At 51.0% G+C, this 20,561-nt stretch carries 22 protein-coding genes, 2 tRNA genes and 1 riboswitch; of the genes, 14 read left to right on the top strand and 10 right to left on the bottom strand.

The genetic code is table 11. The annotated features are described in order from the left end of the window. Position 1 precedes the first annotated feature (1 nt). The 7 genes from ABV300_RS05530 to ABV300_RS05500 all read right to left on the bottom strand — a co-directional run bounded on the left by ABV300_RS05530 (position 2) and on the right by ABV300_RS05500 (position 5,421). Positions 2–1,876 carry an NADH-ubiquinone oxidoreductase-F iron-sulfur binding region domain-containing protein gene (locus tag ABV300_RS05530; RefSeq protein ID WP_353713904.1) on the bottom strand — a complete coding sequence of 625 codons (1,875 nt, stop codon included), beginning with the start codon at positions 1,874–1,876 and terminating at the stop codon, positions 2–4. Further along, entirely contained in the window at positions 1,877–2,347 is a 471-nt protein-coding gene (locus tag ABV300_RS05525; protein ID WP_353713903.1) for an NAD(P)H-dependent oxidoreductase subunit E, read from the bottom strand. Continuing rightward, complete coding sequence (gene porB / locus ABV300_RS05520) at positions 2,344–3,264, bottom strand: pyruvate synthase subunit PorB (RefSeq protein ID WP_353713902.1); 921 nt, start codon at positions 3,262–3,264, stop codon at positions 2,344–2,346. The genes ABV300_RS05525 and porB overlap by 4 nt, the downstream gene beginning before the upstream one ends. After that, entirely contained in the window at positions 3,264–4,442 is a 1,179-nt protein-coding gene (locus ABV300_RS05515) for a transketolase C-terminal domain-containing protein (RefSeq protein WP_353713901.1), read from the bottom strand. Before ABV300_RS05515 ends, porB begins: the two co-directional genes overlap by 1 nt. Then, positions 4,442–4,738, bottom strand: a complete 297-nt coding sequence (locus ABV300_RS05510; protein WP_353713900.1) for a 4Fe-4S binding protein — start codon at positions 4,736–4,738, stop codon at positions 4,442–4,444. The genes ABV300_RS05515 and ABV300_RS05510 overlap by 1 nt, the downstream gene beginning before the upstream one ends. Further along, positions 4,731–5,294 carry a 2-oxoacid:acceptor oxidoreductase family protein gene (locus tag ABV300_RS05505; protein WP_353715364.1) on the bottom strand — a complete coding sequence of 188 codons (564 nt, stop codon included), beginning with the start codon at positions 5,292–5,294 and terminating at the stop codon, positions 4,731–4,733. The genes ABV300_RS05510 and ABV300_RS05505 overlap by 8 nt, the downstream gene beginning before the upstream one ends. Before the next feature lie 54 nt (positions 5,295–5,348). Beyond that, positions 5,349–5,421 (bottom strand) — tRNA-Arg (locus ABV300_RS05500). Between the two features lie 242 nt (positions 5,422–5,663). Here ABV300_RS05500 and ABV300_RS05495 point away from each other — a divergent pair. The 7 genes from ABV300_RS05495 to glp all read left to right on the top strand — a co-directional run bounded on the left by ABV300_RS05495 (position 5,664) and on the right by glp (position 11,264). After that, positions 5,664–6,878 carry a homocysteine biosynthesis protein gene (locus tag ABV300_RS05495; protein WP_353713899.1) on the top strand — a complete coding sequence of 405 codons (1,215 nt, stop codon included), beginning with the start codon at positions 5,664–5,666 and terminating at the stop codon, positions 6,876–6,878. Continuing rightward, on the top strand, positions 6,865–7,287 hold the full coding sequence (locus ABV300_RS05490) for an NIL domain-containing protein (RefSeq protein ID WP_353713898.1): 423 nt from the start codon (positions 6,865–6,867) through the stop codon (positions 7,285–7,287). The genes ABV300_RS05495 and ABV300_RS05490 overlap by 14 nt, the downstream gene beginning before the upstream one ends. A gap of 41 nt (positions 7,288–7,328) precedes the next feature. After that, positions 7,329–8,060 (top strand): UPF0280 family protein, encoded by a 732-nt coding sequence (locus tag ABV300_RS05485; RefSeq protein WP_353713897.1) that lies wholly within the window; start codon positions 7,329–7,331, stop codon positions 8,058–8,060. A 120-nt stretch (positions 8,061–8,180) separates the two neighbouring features. Further along, the gene (locus ABV300_RS05480) at positions 8,181–8,405 is read left to right on the top strand and encodes a MerR family transcriptional regulator (RefSeq protein ID WP_353713896.1); all 225 of its coding nucleotides are present in this window, start codon (positions 8,181–8,183) and stop codon (positions 8,403–8,405) included. Then, positions 8,377–9,507, top strand: coding sequence for a type IV pilus twitching motility protein PilT (locus ABV300_RS05475; RefSeq protein ID WP_353713895.1), 1,131 nt, complete (start codon positions 8,377–8,379; stop codon positions 9,505–9,507). Before ABV300_RS05480 ends, ABV300_RS05475 begins: the two co-directional genes overlap by 29 nt. A 45-nt stretch (positions 9,508–9,552) precedes the next feature. Next, positions 9,553–10,056 (top strand): molybdenum cofactor biosynthesis protein B, encoded by a 504-nt coding sequence (locus ABV300_RS05470; protein WP_353713894.1) that lies wholly within the window; start codon positions 9,553–9,555, stop codon positions 10,054–10,056. Beyond that, positions 10,053–11,264, top strand: coding sequence for a gephyrin-like molybdotransferase Glp (glp, locus tag ABV300_RS05465; protein WP_353713893.1), 1,212 nt, complete (start codon positions 10,053–10,055; stop codon positions 11,262–11,264). The genes ABV300_RS05470 and glp overlap by 4 nt, the downstream gene beginning before the upstream one ends. A 28-nt stretch (positions 11,265–11,292) precedes the next feature. On the opposite strand, the gene ABV300_RS05460 is transcribed toward glp, so the two are convergent. The 3 genes from ABV300_RS05460 to moaA are packed head-to-tail and all read right to left on the bottom strand — an operon-like array spanning position 11,293 to position 13,195. Next, complete coding sequence (locus ABV300_RS05460) at positions 11,293–11,733, bottom strand: MOSC domain-containing protein (RefSeq protein ID WP_353713892.1); 441 nt, start codon at positions 11,731–11,733, stop codon at positions 11,293–11,295. Continuing rightward, on the bottom strand, positions 11,726–12,202 hold the full coding sequence (moaC, locus tag ABV300_RS05455; protein WP_353713891.1) for a cyclic pyranopterin monophosphate synthase MoaC: 477 nt from the start codon (positions 12,200–12,202) through the stop codon (positions 11,726–11,728). The genes ABV300_RS05460 and moaC overlap by 8 nt, the downstream gene beginning before the upstream one ends. Before the next feature lie 3 nt (positions 12,203–12,205). Then, positions 12,206–13,195: a GTP 3',8-cyclase MoaA gene (moaA, locus tag ABV300_RS05450; protein WP_353713890.1), complete on the bottom strand. Its 990-nt coding sequence runs from the start codon at positions 13,193–13,195 to the stop codon at positions 12,206–12,208. A 32-nt stretch (positions 13,196–13,227) separates the two neighbouring features. Continuing rightward, positions 13,228–13,353: riboswitch (molybdenum cofactor riboswitch) on the bottom strand. 144 nt (positions 13,354–13,497) lie between these two features. On the opposite strand from moaA, the gene ABV300_RS05445 reads away from it, so the two are divergent. From ABV300_RS05445 to ABV300_RS05415, 7 genes are all read left to right on the top strand, one after another. Next, a tRNA-Ser gene (locus ABV300_RS05445) sits at positions 13,498–13,587 on the top strand. A gap of 71 nt (positions 13,588–13,658) precedes the next feature. Further along, positions 13,659–14,765, top strand: coding sequence for a DNA-processing protein DprA (gene dprA, locus ABV300_RS05440; protein ID WP_353713889.1), 1,107 nt, complete (start codon positions 13,659–13,661; stop codon positions 14,763–14,765). 11 nt (positions 14,766–14,776) lie between these two features. After that, positions 14,777–16,969, top strand: a complete 2,193-nt coding sequence (gene topA / locus ABV300_RS05435) for a type I DNA topoisomerase (RefSeq protein WP_353713888.1) — start codon at positions 14,777–14,779, stop codon at positions 16,967–16,969. 59 nt (positions 16,970–17,028) lie between these two features. Beyond that, a complete protein-coding gene (locus ABV300_RS05430) occupies positions 17,029–17,961 on the top strand; it encodes a tyrosine recombinase XerC (protein ID WP_353713887.1) in 933 nt (310 codons plus the stop codon). 1 nt (position 17,962) lies between these two features. After that, positions 17,963–19,033, top strand: coding sequence for an aminopeptidase P family protein (locus tag ABV300_RS05425; protein WP_353713886.1), 1,071 nt, complete (start codon positions 17,963–17,965; stop codon positions 19,031–19,033). A gap of 13 nt (positions 19,034–19,046) precedes the next feature. Next, complete coding sequence (locus ABV300_RS05420) at positions 19,047–19,703, top strand: PHP domain-containing protein (RefSeq protein ID WP_353713885.1); 657 nt, start codon at positions 19,047–19,049, stop codon at positions 19,701–19,703. 1 nt (position 19,704) lies between these two features. Beyond that, the gene (locus tag ABV300_RS05415) at positions 19,705–20,538 is read left to right on the top strand and encodes a formyltransferase family protein (protein WP_353713884.1); all 834 of its coding nucleotides are present in this window, start codon (positions 19,705–19,707) and stop codon (positions 20,536–20,538) included. Positions 20,539–20,561 lie beyond the last annotated feature (23 nt).

Here is a 20,561-nt window from a genome sequence, read left to right as displayed (position 1 = left end):
GTTATCTAACCTCCACGGCGCCGAGGCGGCAAACATCGTAACAAGCGCCACATTTGGTGCATTTGACCTGGTCCAGAATAACAGGAAGCTTCTTACCCTGTCCGGTAATTGCGCCGACCGGGCAAGCTTTGATACATAGCGTGCAATTGGGGCATTTCTCATTGATAATGTTGTAGCTTATCAGTGGTTTGCATACTCCGGCCGGACATCGTTTTTCAATAATGTGAGCCTCGTACTCTTCACGGAAATAGCGTAGAGTCGACATGATCGGGTTGGCGGCGCCGCCGCCCAAGCCGCACAGCGCTCCCCAAGTGAGTGTCTCGGAGAGGTTTTCCAGAAGTTCAATGTCATCCGGCTGGCCTTGGCCGGAGATTATCCGGTCCAGAATCTGGCGCATACGTTTAAGGCCTTCGCGGCAGGGAACGCACTTACCGCAAGACTCACCCTCCAGAAATGATAGGAAGTACCTGGCGATATCCACCATGCAATTATCTTCGTCCATGACGATCATCGCACCGGAACCCATCATTGAACCTGCACGGGTCAATTCATCGAAATCGACGGGCATGTCCAGTTTTGAAGCCGGCAGGCAGCCGCCTGACGGACCGCCAGTTTGAATAGCCTTGAATTTCTTGTTTTTGGGTATGCCGCCTCCGATGCCGTATACAATCTCTTCGAGAGTGATACCCATAGGCACCTCGATGAGACCGGTGTTGTTGACTTTACCTACCAGTGAGAAAATCTTGGTGCCTTTGGAGTTGGCCGTGCCGATTGAAGAATACCATTGTGCGCCGCGGTTAATAATGAGCGGTACGTTGGCCAATGTTTCGACATTATTTAACACCGTTGGCTGATCCCACAAGCCTTTTTCGGAGGTGTGAATGTATTTAGCCCGCGGCTCGCCGACCCGTCCTTCAACAGAAGCCATCAAGGCGGTCGACTCGCCGCAAACAAAGGCGCCGCCGCCACGGTTGATCTTGACGCTGAAGCTGAAACCCGATCCCAGGATATTCTCCCCTAACAAGCCCATAGCTTCTGCCTGAGCTATTGCTTTCTCGGCATGTTTGACAGCTACCGGGTATTCATTGCGGATATAAATGTAGCCTAGATGGGCGCCTATAGCATAAGCAGCGATGACCATACCCTCGATTATTGCGTGGGGATTGCCTTCCATCAGCGAGCGGTCCATAAAAGCACCGGGGTCTCCCTCGTCGCAGTTACAGATGACATACTTCGGATCGCCGTGAGCTTCCCTGGTGCTTTGCCACTTGGCGCCGGTAGCAAAACCGCCACCACCGCGGCCGCGCAGGCCGGACTTCTTCACTTCGTCGACGACCTCGTCTGGCTTCATTTCGAAGAGGGTTTTCGATAGCGCTGCATAGCCGCCGCAACCGATGTAGTCCTCGATGACTGTAGGATCTATATAACCGTTGGCGCCGAAGACTAGGCGCATCTGTTTCTTATAAAACGGTACGTCGTGTTCATAGGTCACCTTCTCCTTGGTGCCTGGAATAGTATACAGCAGGCGATCGATGACTCGACCGCTGATTAGTGTTTCGTCAATGACTTGCGGGATATCCGCAGGCTTTACCCGCTGATACAGGATATTTTCCGGGCGGATGACCACCAGCGGACCACGTTCGCAGAACCCGTGGCAACCGGTGGTCTTGACTTCAACTTCGCTCTCCAGACCGCGACTTTTTATCTCGTCACGGAACGCCTGCGCCACCTTTGTGCCGCCATAGGCCAGACAGCCCGTGCCGCAACAGATGGTCACCGTCCGCGTACGTGCGGAAACGGAACGCTTTATTTCCTCGCAGAGCAACTCAAGTTCAGATGCCGAATTGAGGCGCTTCCCCGATTTTTCAGCTACCATCTATTTGCAGCCCTCGATGATAGATTTGACTTTCTCAGCAGTCACCTGGCCTTCGTATTCGCCATCCACAACAACTACCGGACCCAGGGCGCAAGCTCCGACGCAGTTGACGGTTTCAAGTGTGAACTTCATATCAGGAGTGGTTTCGCCGGCGCATGCGCAAAGTTCGGTCTGAAAACGGTCCAGCACCTTTTCGGCGCCGCGGACATGACAGGCCGTTCCCATGCAGACGTGTATGCCGTGGCGACCCCTTGGTTTTAATGAAAATGCTTTGAAAAAAGTGGCTACCGAGTAGACACGGGACAGCGGGATGGACAGAACCTCGGCCGTCATCTCAAGAGCTTCCCTTGGTAAATAATTCAGTTCGGCTTGTATGTCCTGCAGGATACCAACCAGCATGCTTGAGTCGTTCTGGTATTTAGCCAGGACGATGTTCACTACCTCGGCTTTAGATCTGGTATCCAGGGTCATTTAGCTTTCTCCAGCAGTTTTTCGTATTCTTCGACCACTCGCGCTTGGATGGAGTCGATAGCCTCCGGCTTTAAATGCCGGAAGCGGCGCTGCAGCTTCATGTAGTCCTTGACCGGTTTAAGTTTGTCCGGGACCATGCTCATCTTGTATTTGCCGTTCTCCACCTCGTAAAGCGGGAAAACACCGGTCTCCACCGCCAGGCGGCCCAGCATGACCGAGATCTCCGTGTCGCAGCGCCAGCCGGTGGGACATACGGAGAGGATGTGGATATAGGTCGGCCCCCGTGTCTCCAACCCCTTCTTGACCTTCTCGATGAGATCAAAGGGGTAGCTAGGGCAGGCGGTGGCTACGTAAGGGATATTGTGGGCGACGGCAATGGCCGGCATGTCCTTCTTCCAAGACATCTGCCCCGCCTTGGCGCGGCCGGCGGGAGATGTGGTAGTCGAGGCGCCGAAAGGCGTGGCCGATGACCGCTGGATGCCGGTGTTCATGTAGGCTTCATTGTCAAAGCAAAGATAAACGAAATCATGGCCGCGCTCCATGGCGCCTGACAAAGCCTGCAGGCCTATGTCTAGTGTAGCGCCATCACCGGCGATAGCCGCAACTTTGATATCTTCCTGGGGCAGTTTACCTTTACGCATTTGCGCCTTTAGACCGGCTTCAATTCCTGAAGCTACGGCGGCAGAGTTTTCAAAAAGCGTATGAATCCAGGGTAGTTTCCATGAGGTATATGGCAGTTGTGACGCAACAATCTCCATGCAACCGGTAGCATTAACCACAATGGTATTCTTGCCAAAAGCCTTAGCCGCCAATCTGACCGCCAGAGCCTCGCCGCAGCCGATGCAGGCACGATGCCCGGGCACAAAATTTTCTTCTTTCCTGACCAGGCGGGAAGCATAAATGCCAAGGTTTTGCATTATTCCCTCACCCCTACGATTTCGAAGATCCGCTCCTGACCGGTTTCGGCCAATTCCAGCCCGTCAACGATGATTTTCTCAAAGCCGGCCACAGTTATGTCACGGCCACCAAGGCCGCCGACGAAGCTGACCACTTTGGGTTTTTTATCCAGCTTATAAAGTGCCGACTTCAGCTCGGAGGCGACCGGCCCGCCGGGTCCGCCTGATGAAATGCAGCGATCGAGAACTAACAGCGTTTCAGCATCTTTGACCGCGGCGCAGAATTCTTCGAAGGGAAAAGGCCGCCACAAGCGCAGCCGGACCAGGCCGATATCGACACCAGCCTGACGCAGCTTGTCCACGGCGGTCATCGCTGTCTCGGAGAAACTGCCCATGGTGAAAAGGAGATTTTTTGCACCATCACATTTATAACATTCCACCGGTTTGTATGTACGGCCAAATTTCTCAGCAAACTGTTCCCATATTTCAACGATGGTGGGTTTGACCACAAGCATCGCCTGCTCTTGAGCCCACTTAGCCTCGGTAAAGATTACCGGGGGCGCGAAGTCGCCCATGGCCACTGGGCGAGATGGGTGCAGCGTCAGCGGACTGCGTCTGTGTGGCGCGAAATCGCACACACCTTGCTTGTCGGGCATTTCGATAGGTTCAATGACATGGGACAGATTAAAACCGTCCAGGTGAATCATCACCGGCAGCAGTACTTTATGGTGCTCTGCTATCTTGAAAGCGCAGATAATCTGGTCCACAACTTCCTGGCCGTTTTCGGTAAAAATCTGAATCCAGCCGGTGTCACGCACCGCCATGGCGTCGGAGTGGTCTCCCCAAACGGACAACGGTGCCGATAGAGCTCGGTTAGCCACCGCCATGACTATGGGCAACCGCATACCTGAAGCAACATAAAGAACTTCGTGCATCAGTTCAAGCCCCTGTCCCGCAGTAGCAGTGAAGGTGCGCGCGCCGGCAGCTGCCGAGCCTAGGCAGGCAGACAGGGCGGAATGCTCGGATTCCACCGGGATGTATTCGGCATCCAGCTCCCCTTCAGCTACCAGCTCAGCGAGGTGTTCGACGATATGTGTTTGCGGCGTTATGGGGTAAGCAGCGATGACGTCAGCATCACAAAGTTTTACCGCATCAGCCAGGGCGATGGATACCTCAATACCGTGACGTTTACCAATCATCACTTCTCCTCCTCTTCCCGCATCACGATAACCCGGGTGGGGCACTCATAAGCGCAAATGCCGCAACCCTTACAGTAATATGGATTAGCTTCGAAAAAGCCTTTCTGGTTCTGTCCAATGCAGCCTTCGGGACAAAAGACGAAGCAGATACCGCATTTTAGGCACCTTGAGAAATCGTATGTAGGCCTCTGTGACCGCCAGTCACCGGTCCGGTATGCCGCCGCCGAACCTGGCTCTATGACTGCGGCTCCGATCTCAATATCTTTCCAGGTGAGTTCGTTTTCAGATTTAGCCAATGTTCTGAAGCTCCTTTAGCTGGGTCTCGGTGTAAGCGCGAGACAGAGCTTTGATATTCTTTTCAGCCAGTCGGCCAAATCGTTCTTTCAAAGGCTCTATCATGGAGTCAACACTGACGACCCCGGTGGCTTTGATGAGGGCTCCTAGCATTGTAGTATTGACAATCGGCACACCCAATTCTTCGCGGGCGATTCGCGTGGCGTCGATGATAGCCAGGTTGAATTTCTTGACCAGTTCTGGGTATGCGTCGGATGGCTTTGAGGTGTTAATGATGATCGTTCCGCCGTCTTTAAGACCGGATGTAAGGTTACCAATAGAAAGCAAGCTGGGATCCAGAATCACCATCACGTCAGGCTTCGTGATTCCGGCTCGGTTTCTAATCGGCCTGTACTGGTTGACGCGGTTGAATGCCATAACAGGAGCGCCTCGACGTTCGGGGCCGAAGCTGGGAAATCCCTGGGCATATTTGCCCTCGTTAATAGCCGCCTGGGCGATTAGTTCAGCGGAAGTTACGGCTCCCTGACCGCCACGTCCGTGCCACCTGATTTCCGTCAGTTCGCTGTCGATAGTAGCTCCTCCCATCTTTGAAAAAGTTACTATGGCAGGAAATGCCCCTGGAGCGACTCGAACGCTCGCAACCAGCTTCGGAGGCTGGTGCTCTATCCGCCTGAGCTACAGGGGCGCAATGGGAACAGGGATTCATTTTATCTTATTTAGATCTTAAGTTACAAGCCAATTATGAATTCCATTGAATAATTTCGATTCGACCAATCAAAACTCCGCCGATTGATTCATCGTCCAGGAGGCTTACCGCTCTCAACAGAACGTCAATCCTTTTCTTCCCCGTTGGATGCTGATCAGGGTGACGCAGGCAGCGTAACATGTTAATATTTATGTCCAATACGCCATTAATCAGAGGTGTCCATGGCTAAAACAATCGAGGAAATCAACCAGAAGATCCGTTCCGGCCGAGCCGTCGTCTTCACCGCTGAAGAAATAATAGGTGTGGTTAAGGAACATGGTCTGAAAAAAACCGCGGCTTTGGTGGACGTCGTCACAACGGGCACTTTTGGACCTATGTGCTCAAGCGGGGCATACTTTAATATCGGGCATACTAAACCCCGGATTAAACTTGGTGGCGGCAAGGTGTCTTTGAACGACGTGCCAGCCTATGCAGGCTTTGCAGCGGTAGATGTGATGCTCGGCGCTAATGCCCTACCTGAAGATGATCCGCGTAACCGCTTTCACCCCGGGGAATTTAACTACGGCGGCGGTCATGTCATAGAAGAGCTGGTTGCCGGCAAGGACATCAAGCTCACTGCCACCGCCTACGGCACCGACTGCTATCCCCGGAAAAAATTGGAAACCTGGATCAACCTTCGGGACATGAACGAGGCAGTCTTGTTCAATATGCGCAATGCCTATCAAAATTATAATGTAGCAGTCAATCTTTCCGATAAGACCATCTATACTTACATGGGCACCTTGAAGGCAAACATGGGCAATGCCACTTACTGTTCAGCAGGGCAACTTTCACCGCTATTGAACGACCCCATGTACAAGACAATAGGCATCGGGACAAAGATCTTCCTCGGCGGCGGTGAGGGCTTTATCGCCTGGCATGGGACTCAGTTCAATCCCTCCGTCCCGCGGACTGAGTCCGGCGTTCCCAAACGGGGTGCCGGAACTCTCGCGGTCATCGGCGATCTCAAACACATGAGTTCTAGATATCTAATGGGCACGTCTATGCTGGGTTATGGCGTGACCGTCTCTGTGGGAATCGGCGTGCCCATCCCAATCCTTGATGAGGATATTCTCAGACACACCACTGTCACTGACGATGATATCTTCGCCGCCGTGGTGGACTACTCCGATGCCTATCCCAATGTTAAGCCGGAAGTCGTCGGTGAAATATCCTACGGCGAACTTAAAACTGGTAGGGTAAAGATCAATGGCCGTGAAGTGCCGACTGCCTCGTTGTCAAGCTATCCCAGAGCTCGAGAGATTGCCATAATCCTGAAAGATAGGATCACAAATGGTAAATTTGAACTGACTTCACCGGTCGCCACCCTACCCGGAATCGAAAGCGGCGTCAAATTTAAGCTGCTTAATGAAAGGCCGATAAATGGCGAAAAATAAGATGACTGCCACCAAAAAGATCTCGTTGCGTTTTCCCCGCCACCTGGTCAGCCGGCCGGTTGTATATCATCTCATCAAAGACTTCAACCTGGAACTCAATATACTTAAAGCCAATATCACTTCTGAAGAAGGTCATATGGTGTTGGAACTTAAGGGCGAGCGGGCTGACTTCGATAAAGGCATAGAATACCTGACTCAATCGGGACTGATTATCGACACCCTATGTCGTGAAGTCACCCGTAATGAGGAGAGGTGTACCGACTGCGGCGCCTGCGTTACTGTCTGCCCTTCAAGCTCATTTACCGTTGACCCTGTAACACGTGAGGTCAGGTTTGAAGAGGATAAGTGTGTCGTCTGCGGCATGTGCATTTTGTCATGCCCGTCCCGATCGATGGAGTTACATTTCTAAATTAGTCCGGCGCCCTTTCCGGAAGAGACACCGAGGAATGGTTGAGTTACCAACCCAGATTCTACCGCGGACAGCACTCCAGCCCTGACCTTATCTCCTTTTCCGTTTGTATTAAGGAGACCAACCTTTTCATCGCCGCCCGTTGCAACCTTGAGCGTAAGGCATACCGATCGGTGCAAAAACACCGACAGACCATCGAGCAGTATATCGCTTGCCACCCCGAATTCTTAACCTCACTGGCTCCCGTTGAGGTTGAGCCTGGAGAACCTCCCATCATCTGTGACATGGCGGAAGCAGCTCTGAAGGCTGGTGTCGGACCTATGGCTGCCGTGGCTGGGGCTATAGCTGAAGCTGTCGGTCGGGATTTACTGGAACATTCGTCAGATATCATTATCGAGAACGGTGGCGACCTATTCATTAAGACAACCCGTGAAAGGGTCGTAGGGATTCATGCAGGCGACTCGCTCTTCTCCGGCAAGCTAGGGCTAACCATTAGACCAACTGAGACTCCTTGCGGGATCTGTACTTCATCAGGGACATTGGGGCATTCTCTTTCATTCGGTAAAGCAGACGCGGTGACCATTGTATCGGCGTCCGCCAGCCTGGCTGATGCCGCAGCCACTGCTTGCTGCAATCGTATCCAATCCCCTGAAGACATTAGCACGGCGCTCTCAGCAGCTCGGGGGATTGAAGGTGTATCCGGAGTCATCATTGTTATAGCCGACCGAATCGGGGCGGCCGGAGATGTGCGGCTCGTGCGTATATCGGACTGACGGTCGCTCGTCAGGTGGCAGTGGTACTTTCGGTTATCCACATCGAACGAAATACCCATTTACTCTGACCGAATGATACGTTAAAGTATATCCGAATATAGCCATACAGGTCCGAAATCAATGTCTGTTATTCTTAAAGGCGTGAAATACTATCGAACTGCCGAAGTCTGCGATCTGGCAGGCATCAGCCGAACGACCCTGTTTCGTTGGCTGAAAAGTAACCTCCTTGGCAGTGCCGTCGCCCGCGACCGCCGTGGTTGGCGGCTATTTACCGAAGCCGAAGTGGAAATGTTGAAGGCTGAAGCCGACCGCGTGGATGGCGAATCCGACAATCCCAATATTTAACACGCTGGAGCAAGATGAAGTGTCGCAAATAGATGAATGGTTAAGACTCCTGGTTGAGCTTGGCGGTTCCGACCTCCATCTGCGAGTACCAAGCCCCCCGGTCATACGGGTAGATGGCGAGCTGGTCATTCAGGATCAATACGCTAACCTCAAGACAGCTGATTTGGAAGCCGTTCTGGATGAAATCGCCAAACCGGAACAAAAGGAAACCTTCCTCCGGGAGAAGGAACTTGACTTCGCCTACAGCTTAGCGGGGGTCGCGCGTTTCCGCGTCAGCGTTATGCGTCAGAGGGGTACCCTTTCAATGGCTTTCCGCCAAGTACCGTTTCAAATCCTATCTATGGAACGGCTCGGGGTACCTGCAATCTGTAAAGAACTTATTTTAAAACCCCGTGGCATGATTCTGGTCTGCGGACCGACAGGTTCCGGAAAATCAACAACTATGGCTGCGATGGTAGACTACCTGAATCAGAATGCTTCACGTAACGTAATCACTATCGAAGACCCGATTGAATACCTGCACTCGAACAAGAAATGCCTGATCGCCCAGCGGGATCTCGGAGATGATACCAAAGCCTTCGCTGTCGCTTTGAAACACGCCCTCCGCCATGACCCTGATGTAATCATCGTCGGTGAAATGCGTGACCTTGAAACAATTTCAACGGCCATCGCTGCGGCTGAAACCGGTCACCTCGTTGTTGGCACGCTTCACACCACCGACGCTGCTCAGACCGTTGACAGGGTAATCGATATCTTCCCGCCTTCTCAACAGCAGCAAATTCGGCTGCAATTCAGCCAGGTGATTGAAGCTGTGTTAGTCCAGACTCTGATCCCAAGGCTCAACGCCAAAGGAAGAGTACCTGCTTTTGAGGTGATGATTGCCAGTCCGGCGGTTAGAAACCTAATTCGCGAGCAGAAAACTCACGAGATCACCAACGTCATTCAACTCTCTGGGAAAGACGGTATGCAAACTCTAGACCAGTCGCTCTCAGATTTACTCCGTAAAAACCTGATATCAAAAGAGGAAGCCCTCCTGAAAAGCAGCCATCCTGAAAAACTCCAAAAGTTACTGCAGTACCAAGCCACCGCAGGGTTTAGATAATGACCAAGATTGTCTAAAGCCCCTGTCGGCCTTATAATGCGGCTTATGGGACACATTGATCACAAGGCTAAAGCGCCCAAGTCCGTCGGCTGTGCGGTCTTAACCATTTCTGATTCCCGAACTGAGGACACCGATGAGTCCGGGCGCTATCTGATATCAGCACTTAAAGAAAACGGCCATTCCGTCCTCGGTTACTGCCTGCTCAAGAACGATGCTATGGCAATAAAAAAAGTCATCGCCGGTTTCGCCGACGATGATTTAGTGAAGGTCATTATAACCACCGGCGGGACAGGCTTTTCCCACCGCGACATCACTGTCGAGACCGTTTCCGGTTTGCTTGACAAAGAAATTCCGGGTTTCGGCGAGCTCTTCCGTTTTTTGACTTGGGAAAGTATCGGTACACCGGCTATCATGAGCCGCGCGCTGGGCGGTGTCAGCTCTGGCAAAATCATCCTGTGCCTCCCCGGCTCTATCAACGCGGTTAAGCTAGCCGCAGAAAAGATCATTCTGCCCGAGCTTGGGCACCTGGCGAGGGAGGCCGGGCGGTGAAGCCTTTCGGACGACTATTGGATTTCGATGATGCCCTCGCGATAGTGTTGAATGCCGTGGTACCGGTTGACAAAACTGAATCTGTATCGTTCAAAACCCTCTTCGGTCGCGTTCTGGCCGAAGATCTCCGGGCGATTATGTCAATTCCCCCCTTTTCCCGTGCTGCCATGGATGGCTACGCCGTTATTGCCGAGGATACTTTCGGCGCCGGTCGGCGTAGCCCAAAGTCTCTGCGGGTAGTAGACCAAATCTTCGCTGGCGACGCCCCTTTGGTGACCACTGAAAAAGGTGAAGCTGTTCAAATTGCTACCGGGGCGCCCATGCCTGCCGGTGCCGACGCGGTGGTCATGGTAGAAGAGACCGAACGTATCGATGAACAGGTCAACATATTCAAGGCGGTTTATCCCGGTGCCAACATCGGCCAGGTTGGAGAAGATGTCAAACAGGGTGAGATCATTTTGAAACAGGGAAATCCGTTTGATGCCGGTAAGATCGGTGTGCTGGCCTCCCAGGGCTTTACCGAAGCTTCAGTATTCATAAAACCCCGCATCGCTATCATGCCCACCGGCGAGGAGATCGCCCCCGCCGGGCAAGCTCTCAAACCGGGGCAGATCTACGATATTAATTCGCACACCCTGGCTGCGGTGGTGGGTTCAAATGGCGGAGAACCGGTGAAGATGCCTATCGCTGAGGACAAGCCGGAGAAACTGCGGGTTGCCATCGAGCAAGCCCTGGAGAACGACATGGTGGTGATTTCCGGCGGCTCTTCAGTCGGAGAACGCGACTTGATGTTCAGCATACTGGAAGACCTGGGGAAAGTGCTTTTCCACGGCATTCAAGTCAAGCCGGGCAAGCCGACCATGTTCGCCGTAATCAACGGCAAGCCGGTGCTTGGTATGCCGGGATACCCGACGTCGTGTCTCATTAACGGTCATGTTCTACTGGCCCCGGCGGTAAGGAAAATGGCTCGTTTACCAGTCGAAGCTAAACAACCCACGGAAGCTATGCTGGCGCAGAGCGTGCCTGGCAGTGTCGGCCGGCGACAGTTCCTTCCGGTTAAACTTGTCGCCGGGCAAGCATTGCCATTGTTCAAAGAGTCCGGCGCAATCACCGCCACCGCTGAGGCCGACGGCTACTTGGACATTCCGGCCAACATCGACATCCTGGAAAAGGGCGAGACGGTCCGGGTTTTCTTGTTCAACGGCTGAATTGAACTCTTGCCGACACAGGAATGAGTTACGCCCCAACAACCTCAATGGTATCCCCGGCTTTTACTTCGCCGCCTCGGACAATGCGGGCAAAGACGCCCTCAAGAGGCATGACGCACATCCCCACCTGGCGGTAGATCTGGCAGTGGTGATGACATTCCTTTCCGATCTGGGTGATCTCCAGCTCAACTCCCCTGCCTGTCTTTAGCCTCGTACCGACAGGCAGGGTCATCAGTTCGAGACCTTCAGTTGTCAGGTTCTCGGCGAAGTCGCCGGGTGAAAGCGCCAGCCCTTTGGCGCGCATCTTGTCGATGCTGGAATTGTCCAGCAGGCTAATCTGCCGATGCCAGCCTTTGGTGGCATGGGCGTCGCCTTGAATCCCGTAATCCGCTTCCAGGAACGCGTGGCTAATATCTTTTTTCTTAGTGCCTTTTTTTTTGCTAGTGCAAACAGCGACAATCTTAGCCATCCAGTCTCCTGTAAGTCCCGCTTTTGCCACCCTCTTTAGTTTCGAGGTAGATTCGTTCTATGGTTATGCCCTTGTCCACCGCCTTGCACATATCGTATACGGTCAGAGCGGCGATGCTGGCGGCGGTGAGGGCTTCCATTTCAACACCGGTAGGCCCGGTGCACTTCACCTCGGCTGACACTATTAACTGGTAGGTGCCGTAAAACTCGAAATCGATTGCGGTTTCCGAGATTGTCAATGGATGGCACAGCGGTATCAATTCCGGCGTTTTCTTGGCAGCCATTATTCCGGCGATACGCGCCGCTGCCAGTACATCGCCCTTTCTGACCTCCATTTTCTTGATCAGCTCCAGTGTCTCAGGTTTCATGCTGATATGGGCGATAGCTACAGCGCGGCGGCTGGTGATTCTCTTTTCGGTCACGTCTACCATCCTGGCTCGGCCACGCTCATCGACATGAGATAATTCCATGAGCTATCCCCCGATCTGACGCATCTGACGGCCGCCAACGCCGGCCGCTTCCAAATGGTGGCGCTCCGGTTTGGCAATGATCGCCCGTTTAAGCAGATCTTTCAAATCCGAGATACTGGCGTTACTTCGTAAAGCAGATTTGATATCGATCTCAAGGTCGTTCAATAGGCAAGGCCGCAACTTGCCGTCGGCTGTCAGCCGCAACCGGTTACACTGGCCACAGAAGCGATGACTGACCGGACGAATAAAGCCGATTGTTCCCTGCCCTTCACCGAAACTAAAGTAGCTGGCTGGACCGGCGCCGGAGAGGCAACACGGCCACAGGTCGCTCACCGCCGATTCTATCTTTTCTTTGATTTCAGCCACCGTCATTGATGGGGTTCGGCTAATCCCCTCGAAAGGCATATGCTCGATGAAACGAACGTGCCATCCCTCTTCCTTAGCCATCAAGGCGAAATCTTCGATCTCATCGTCATTTACCCCGGGTATGACCACCATGTTAATCTTCACCGGCGAAAGCCCAACGCGATTAGCCTCTTCTATTCCTTCAAGTACGTCGCCAAGCCTGTCGCCGCCGGTGATCTGTTCAAAACGGCCAGGTCGCAGCGAGTCGAGACTTACGTTGATGCGTCTCAAGCCGGCGCTTCGTAACTTTGTGGCCTGCGCCTTGAGCAATGTGCCGTTGGTAGTTAGTGAAATGTCTTCTATACCCGGTATAGGCGTCAAAAGTTCGATCAAATTCCACAAATGCGGCCGCACCAGCGGTTCGCCTCCACTCAGCCGGACATGCCGCACTCCGAGGGCTGCGGCGGCTTTGGTTACTCGCTCTATCTCTTCATAACGCAAGATGTCGTCATGGTTAAGGTGAGTGATGTCGCCATTGCCGCAGTAGGTGCATCGCAAATTGCATCTATCGGTGACCGAAATACGCAAGTAGTTTACGCGGCGATTGAAGGCATCAAAAGTGCCGGCAACACAATTAGCTTCGGTCATTGGATCAAACAATCCCTCAAGCGAAGGACGGCGTAAGCGTTCATGCCCCTCCTTTCCGAAAACGGGAGGCGCCGCCGTTTCCAGCGACACCCTGACTGGCCGCCTGCCATGTCTCTTTTTGAAAGTTAGGCCGGGACGGCTCGAAGGGTATATTTTTCTAAATATAACATGCGGTACTAGTACCTGGCAAATACTCATAGTGGTAATACGCAGAGCAGTGCTCCAAAAGTGTTTTCCATTGTTGACTAACCGGACGCATTAATTTATCATTGGCGGGTTCTTCAGGCAATCAACCACTTTGCGGAGAGGTGCTGGAGTGGACTATCAGGCACGCCTGGAGAGCGTGAGTCGAGGTAACTCGACCGTGGGTTCGAATCCCACCCTCTCCGCCAAATCTAATGTTCCAACCAGTCATTCCTGAACGATTGTCTCTCACAATGCCCTGTGTTAAAATTGCGACGCTTTGAACGAACAGGGTAACACTGTCTATTACCTGGGTTTCAGTCTTATTCCAGGTATCGGCCGGGTCCGGCTTTCAATGCTGGAGAAATACTTCGGAGATCTTTCGACCGCCTGGAAGGCCAACGAAGCGGAATTATCGAAGGTCGGCCTTGATTGCGGTACGATTAACTCAATTGTTTATTGGCGATCTAAAGTTGAACCAGCGCGTGAACTGGAAAAAGCAGGTCGTTTCGGTGTTTCCATCGTCACCGCGGACAGCCCAAAGTATCCTTCCCGCCTCAAGGAGATTTACGATTATCCACCAGTTTTGTATATTAAGGGCAATCTTCTTCCTGAGGACCAGTTTTCTATCGCGGTGGTGGGGACACGAAATCCAACAGCTTATGGGAAGCAAGTGACCGAGGAGATCGTAACCGCGCTTAGCCGAAATAATATCACCATCGCTTCAGGTTTGGCCCGCGGGATAGATACGATTTCCCACTCTTCTGCCCTAAAAGCGGGCGGTCGGACGATCGGAGTACTCGGCTCCGGGGTTAATGTAGTGTACCCACCAGAAAACACAGCCATCGCTAAGCAAATAATTGAAAATGGGGCACTCATTTCAGAGTGCGCGATGGATATGGGACCAAGACCTGAAAATTTCCCCCGGCGTAACCGCATCCTCTCAGGCTTGACGTTGGGGACACTGGTAACTGAAGCTGGCGAAAAATCCGGGGCTTTAATTACCGCCGAATACGCTTTAGACCAAAACCGAGAGGTATTCGCGATTCCGGGAAACATTTTCTCAGCCAAGAGTTCTGGAACAAACCGGTTGATTCAACAAGGTGCAAAGTTGATCAGAAACGAATCCGACATTTTAGCAGAGCTCAATATTGAATCAATTGCTACACAACTTGAATTCAAAGAAACACTCCCTGAGACTGAAAATGAAAAAATCTTAATCGGATATCTTGGTGTGGAGCCGATACACATTGACGAAATTTGCCGCGCATCCAAACTATCTGCCTCAACGGTAAGCTCAACTTTATCGATGATGGAATTGAAAGGAACAGTCAAACACCTTGGCGGTATGAACTATACACTTTCTAGGGTGATTAAGGAGTCGTAAACGAGAGTAAAATGAAGTCACCCATGAATTTCGTTATTGTTGAGTCCCCTGCCAAAGCAAGGACTCTTTCCCGTATCCTCGGTCCTAAATATATCGTCAAGGCTTCGATGGGACATATCCGTGACTTGCCGAAAAGCAAGCTCGGCGTTGATATTGAAAATGACTTTAAACCGCAATACTTAGTGATGCGAGACAAATCATCAATTCTGAAAGAATTAAAAGAAGGGCTCTCCAAAGCCTCTGCGGTATATTTAGCGACAGATCCTGACCGGGAGGGCGAAGCAATAGCATGGCACCTGAAAGAATCTATTTGTACGCTCCGGGCGTCATGCAAACGGGTGACTTTTCATGAGATTACGCCGGAAGCAATAATCGCGGCCTTTAATTCACCGCGTGAAATTAATATGAATCTGGTAAACGCTCAACAAGCCCGGCGCATACTCGATCGATTAGTTGGGTATAAGCTTTCGCCCCTATTGTGGAAAAAGATCCGCCGCGGTTTATCTGCAGGCCGTGTCCAATCTGTAGCCCTGCGAATAATCGTCGATAGAGAACGCGAAATTCTTTCCTTCAAACCTGAGGAGTATTGGACCATAGAAGTTGATTTGGTTAAACATAATTCAACTCAGAAGTTCAAAGCTACGCTCATCGGGCAGGGTGAAAAAAGAAGGATAAGCATCAAAACCGAAGAACAAGCACTGGCGGTTGAGAAGGATCTTGGATCTACCAAATATTCGGTATCCAGCGTCGGAGTCAAGGAGGTAATAAAGCAGCCTTCTCCCCCTTTTATTACCAGCACACTCCAGCAAGAAGCTTATCGTAAGTTTCGGTTCACGGCACGTCAAACAATGGCGATTGCCCAGCAATTGTATGAAGGCTTACCGATAGGAACCGAGGGCAGTGTAGGTCTCATAACCTACATGCGAACCGATTCGATTCAGGTTTCCGGGTCGGCGATCTCCGAGGCGAGAAAATATATCGAGAGACAATTTGGGATCGCTTATCTGCCTAAAAACGTTCGGTCTTTTACCAGTTCCGTAAAAGGAGCGCAAGAAGCACATGAAGCCATAAGGCCAACGAGCATCGAGCGCGAACCTCAATTAATAAAAGAGTATCTTGAAACCAATCAATTCAAATTATACCAGCTTATCTGGCAGCGAATGGTTGCATCCCAAATGACCGCAGCCAAATATAAAAATACCGTTGTCGATATTACCGCAAAAATTGCCGGCTCGAAGGGGGCGTATATTCTCCGTTGTCAACAAACTGAAAATATATTCCCAGGGTTCATTAGCCTCTATGTTGAGAGCCGCGACGATACAGAAGAGATCAAAACGCCGCCGATACCGGAGCTGGTGCAAAATGAAGAACTGCTCGTCAAGGGGATTCACAAAGCGCAACGTTTTACCCAACCGCAACCGCGCTTTAGTGAAGCAACACTAGTGAAAACACTGGAGCAATATGGTATTGGCCGGCCTTCTACTTACGCTCCCATTTTAAGCGTTGTCCAGGAACGCGAATATGTCACCAAGGAGAAAGGCTTGTTCAAACCCACCGAACTGGGAATGACCGTCTCCGATATGCTGGTACAGCAGTTTCCCGAGTTGTTCGACACCAGGTTTACTGCCCAGATGGAAACCGAATTAGACAGAGTCGCCGCTGAAGGAATTGACTGGGTTGGAGTAGTCCGGGATTTCTTTATTCCCTTTAGTAATAATTTAACTGCAGCCGAAGAACAGTTAGAAAGGGTGCCTCTTCCAGTAGAAGTTTCCACTGAGTATTGCCCTCAATGTTCGAGAGGTCCCCTGTTAATAAAAATCGGCAGGTTCGGAAAATATATGGAGTGCCCTTCCTGCTCCTTTCGTCAATCTTTCCGAATTCGTACTGGAGTACCCTGTCCCGGATGTCCTGAAGATGGGGAGTTAATTGGACGGTTCACTAAGAAGGGAAAACTGTTTTACGGATGCAGCGCATTCCCGAAACATGCCTTTGCAATTAACACCAAACCGTTACTTGAACCTTGTCCAATGTGCGGAGGTCTGGTTGTTGAAGTAAAACCAGGTGTGAACGTATGCCAAAATCCAGTCTGTGAAGCTTATAAACCTTTGCGACGGCGTTCCCCTAAATCCAGTTCTTCCAAAATCCATAAGCCGCCTGTCCGAAGGCATCGCACTGTAGTAAAAAAGACTAGCGCCGGTACGTAAGTAGTGAACGGGTAACGATGTTGGACACAACATTGCCGCCAAATTGGCTCGAGGGGTATGTGAACTATCTCCAATCCGAACAGCATCTTTCGCCACGAACCATTCGGAATTATCTCGGCGATCTTAATGGTAATCTAGAAGAAGGCGAGCCAAAAGGATTTTTCCAGTATCTCAGATTAAGAAATATCGAATTCCCGAACCAGGTCACCAAACAGGTGATCAGGGATTTCATGGCATGGAATTTCTCACAAGGTATTGTAAAAGGTTCGGTCGCGCGCAAACTTTCCGCCATCCGCTCATTGTTCCGTTACATGCTCCGTGAAACGCTTGTGACCGAATGTCCATTCCCTTTATCTCGAAGGGGCAGGAACCGGTTGTCGGCCTTTTCAATGAAACTGGACCGGCGATTACCTGAATTCTTAACCACCGAAGAAATAAATCGGCTGCTGGATACCCCTGATCCAGGGACCCCGCAAGGGTTGCGTGATCGGGCTATTATGGAATTGTTTTATGCAGCTGGTCTCAGAGTGTCTGAGTTGGCTTCGATTGACCTCAATCAGCTTGACCTTTACAGCCGTGAATTAAAGGTGATCGGCAAGGGCGAAAAAGAGCGCCTTGTATTGATCGGTCAGCCTGCAGTGGTCGCAATCAAACGATATATTAAGTGTGGAAGGCCTTCATTTCTGGCAAAAAATCGGCCAAACGCCCTGTTTTTGAACTATCGGGGCGGAAGACTGTCGGTTCGTTCTATTCAGGAGAAGATTTTGGCTTATGCTAAACAGGCCGAAATCCGCCAGGAGGTTCACCCACATTTGCTGCGTCACAGCTTCGCAACCCATTTGCTCGACGGCGGAGCTGATCTTCGGGTTGTCCAAGAATTGTTAGGCCACTCATCGCTTCAAACAACACAAATATACACCCACGTTAGTCGCCACCAGGCAAAAAAGATATACCTATCTGCTCATCCATTCGCGCATCCGGAGAGAGAATAACTTGAGTACCGACTTTATCCAAAAATTTCGAGGGCGTTTTGAAGTATTTGGCATTGACGGACTGTTAATCAACAAGCCTGAGAATATCAGGTATATCACCGGATTTACAGGGTCGAATGGATACGTCATTCTGACTCCGGTTCATACGATACTTGCGACTGATTTCCGTTACGTCGAACAGGCAAATAGCGAAGTGCCTGATCTTTTTGGTGTAAGGAAAATTGAAGGTCCGGTCAGTCAATGGTTCCCACCTCTTATTCGCGACATGGGAGTAAATGTGCTCGGAATCGAGGCCGGATTCATAACCATCGCGGAGTTTGATCGGTTTAAGGGTGCTTTAGAAGGCTCGTCTTCCTCAGCAAAACTCATCCCCTTAAACGACATGGTGGAGGACTTCAGAGCCGCGAAAAGTAAAAATGAAATTCTACAAATTGAAAGCGCCGCTCGTCTTACCTGCGAGGCTTTAGTTCAAGTGTCAGAGCGATACATGCGCCCAGGAATTTCTGAAAAGAAACTAGCCTGGGAATTGGAGAAGTACATTCGGGAAGCTGGTGGTGAGTTGGCTTTCCCGGTTATCGTCGCGGGCGGACCTGCGTCTGCTCTCCCTCATGCGACGCCATCTGACCGCCCCCTCCAACCAAACGAGCCGTTGGTCATAGATCTAGGAGCTAAACTCAATGGTTATTGCGGAGATCTTACGCGGACTTTTTGGCTTGGGAATCTGGACCAGCACTTCATGAAACTCTATAATATTGTCCTCCAAGCGCAGCAAATTGCGATTGGCGGGATCGAATCCGGGATGTCTGCTACTACAGCGGATAGGTTAGCCCGCGAGTGCATCACATCTGCCGGCTATGGTGAATGTTTCGGACACAGCTTGGGGCATGGGATTGGATTGGAAGTCCATGAGAAACCTGCCATCGGTCCAAATTCAACGGGCATCCTAACTGATGGTATGGTCTTCACAGTAGAACCGGGGATTTATGTAACCGGCTGGGGCGGCATTCGTATTGAAGATGACGTCGTTCTGGAAAATGGCAGAGTCAAGGTATTGACACATTTTCCGAAATAGGTTGGTATTATCAATGATAAAAGTCGATTTACATATTCACACTCGCTATTCCATGGATGCCTCGACCACAATTGAGGAATTGATCGCCCGTTGTAATGAAGTGGGATTGGGGGCTATCGCAATCACTGACCACGGGACCACGGAAGGTGCCCTAGAATTCAAAAAACTCTCTCCAATACCCATAATTGTTGGCGAAGAGATATTGACTGACCGCGGTGAAATTATGGGGCTTTTTTTAACGGAGACAATCCCGTCTGGTCAATCCGTTGAGGCAACGATCAAGTCAATACGAAACCAAAGCGGACTGGTTTGTATCCCCCACCCTTTTGATTCCTTGCGAGGTTCTGCGCTCGATCCCAGAATGACTAATAAACTGGTTGAATCCGGACAAATTGATATTCTTGAAGTGCTGAACGCCCGAATTGTATTGCCATCATTTGTCAACAAAGCACGTGATTTTGCCGCCAGATACGGCCTGGCACAGAGCGCCGGCTCTGATGCCCATTCACCCGAGGAGCTCGGCAAAGCTTATGTTTTGATGCAGCCATTCAACAATAGAGATGAGTTTTTGTCATCCCTGAAAAATGCGACTATCCATGGTCGGTGCAACAGTCCGCTTGTTCATCTTAATTCCACCGCCCAACGCATCAAACGAAAGTTCACAGGCTAAAATGAAATATTCCATCGGATGGTTTACAACAGCAAAGGGACCGGGATCACGCAACCTACTCTCCGCGGTTCAACAAAAGATCATATCGGGGAATATCGACGCTAGGATTGAATTTATCTTTATGTCTAGGGATCCCGGCGAATCTCCGGAAACAGACTTATTTATTAATCTAGCACGTGAATACAGGATTCCAGTAGTTCATTTTTCATATAAAAAATATCGGCAATCCAGAGGTATCTCCGATAAAACCAACGTAGAACCTCTTCCCGAATGGCGGTTAGATTACGACAGGGAGATAATTAATATCCTGTCCCAATTCCATAAACCTGATATATGTGTCATGGCAGGCTACATGCTCGTAGTTGGACCGGAGTTGTGTTCAACCTTCGATATGATTAATCTGCATCCAGCAGCTCCTGACGGGCCTACTGGTACATGGCAGGAAGTGATCTGGAAATTGATCGACTCGAGGTCTGAAAGCTCCGGTGTAATGATGCATTTAGTTACGCCTGAACTCGATAGAGGACCCGTGGTCAGTTATTGCCGGTATCCGGTTCGCGGCCCTTCCTTCGACGAGTTTTGGAACAAAATAAACAACCAGACGTCGGAAACGATAGTAAAAGGTGAAGGCGAAAATAATCAACTGTTTAAGGAAATCCGCAGGCAGGGATTTATCCGGGAAATGCCGTTAATCTGTTTGACGATTAAAGCTTTCAGCCAGGGAAGGATTAGAGTCGCCCGCAAGGTGGTTGTAAACTGTGAGGGGCAACCTATCAAGGGACACGATCTTTCAGCGGAAATCGACGACGAGATTCAGAAACAACTCACCCAATAGGGCCAATTCCGGATTATCACAAT

The sequence above is a fragment of the Dehalogenimonas sp. 4OHTPN genome (assembly GCF_040448695.1).
Lineage (GTDB): Bacteria > Chloroflexota > Dehalococcoidia > Dehalococcoidales > Dehalococcoidaceae > Dehalogenimonas.
Note: the sequence above shows the minus strand (reverse complement) of the source record. Positions and strands in the feature narration are given on the sequence as shown.

Bases quoted from the DNA above. Each gene is read 5' to 3' on its own strand.
- ABV300_RS05530 (WP_353713904.1), bottom strand. From the start codon at position 1,876: ATGGTAGCTGAAAAATCGGGGAAGCGCCTCAATTCGGCATCTGAACTT.
- ABV300_RS05525 (WP_353713903.1), bottom strand. From the start codon at position 2,347: ATGACCCTGGATACCAGATCTAAAGCCGAGGTAGTGAACATCGTCCTG.
- porB (WP_353713902.1), bottom strand. From the start codon at position 3,264: ATGCAAAACCTTGGCATTTATGCTTCCCGCCTGGTCAGGAAAGAAGAA.
- ABV300_RS05515 (WP_353713901.1), bottom strand. From the start codon at position 4,442: ATGATTGGTAAACGTCACGGTATTGAGGTATCCATCGCCCTGGCTGAT.
- ABV300_RS05495 (WP_353713899.1), top strand. From the start codon at position 5,664: ATGGCTAAAACAATCGAGGAAATCAACCAGAAGATCCGTTCCGGCCGA.
- ABV300_RS05490 (WP_353713898.1), top strand. From the start codon at position 6,865: ATGGCGAAAAATAAGATGACTGCCACCAAAAAGATCTCGTTGCGTTTT.
- ABV300_RS05480 (WP_353713896.1), top strand. From the start codon at position 8,181: ATGTCTGTTATTCTTAAAGGCGTGAAATACTATCGAACTGCCGAAGTC.
- ABV300_RS05475 (WP_353713895.1), top strand. From the start codon at position 8,377: ATGGCGAATCCGACAATCCCAATATTTAACACGCTGGAGCAAGATGAA.
- ABV300_RS05470 (WP_353713894.1), top strand. From the start codon at position 9,553: ATGGGACACATTGATCACAAGGCTAAAGCGCCCAAGTCCGTCGGCTGT.
- ABV300_RS05460 (WP_353713892.1), bottom strand. From the start codon at position 11,733: ATGGCTAAGATTGTCGCTGTTTGCACTAGCAAAAAAAAAGGCACTAAG.
- moaC (WP_353713891.1), bottom strand. From the start codon at position 12,202: ATGGAATTATCTCATGTCGATGAGCGTGGCCGAGCCAGGATGGTAGAC.
- moaA (WP_353713890.1), bottom strand. From the start codon at position 13,195: ATGACCGAAGCTAATTGTGTTGCCGGCACTTTTGATGCCTTCAATCGC.
- topA (WP_353713888.1), top strand. From the start codon at position 14,777: ATGAAGTCACCCATGAATTTCGTTATTGTTGAGTCCCCTGCCAAAGCA.
- ABV300_RS05420 (WP_353713885.1), top strand. From the start codon at position 19,047: ATGATAAAAGTCGATTTACATATTCACACTCGCTATTCCATGGATGCC.
- ABV300_RS05415 (WP_353713884.1), top strand. From the start codon at position 19,705: ATGAAATATTCCATCGGATGGTTTACAACAGCAAAGGGACCGGGATCA.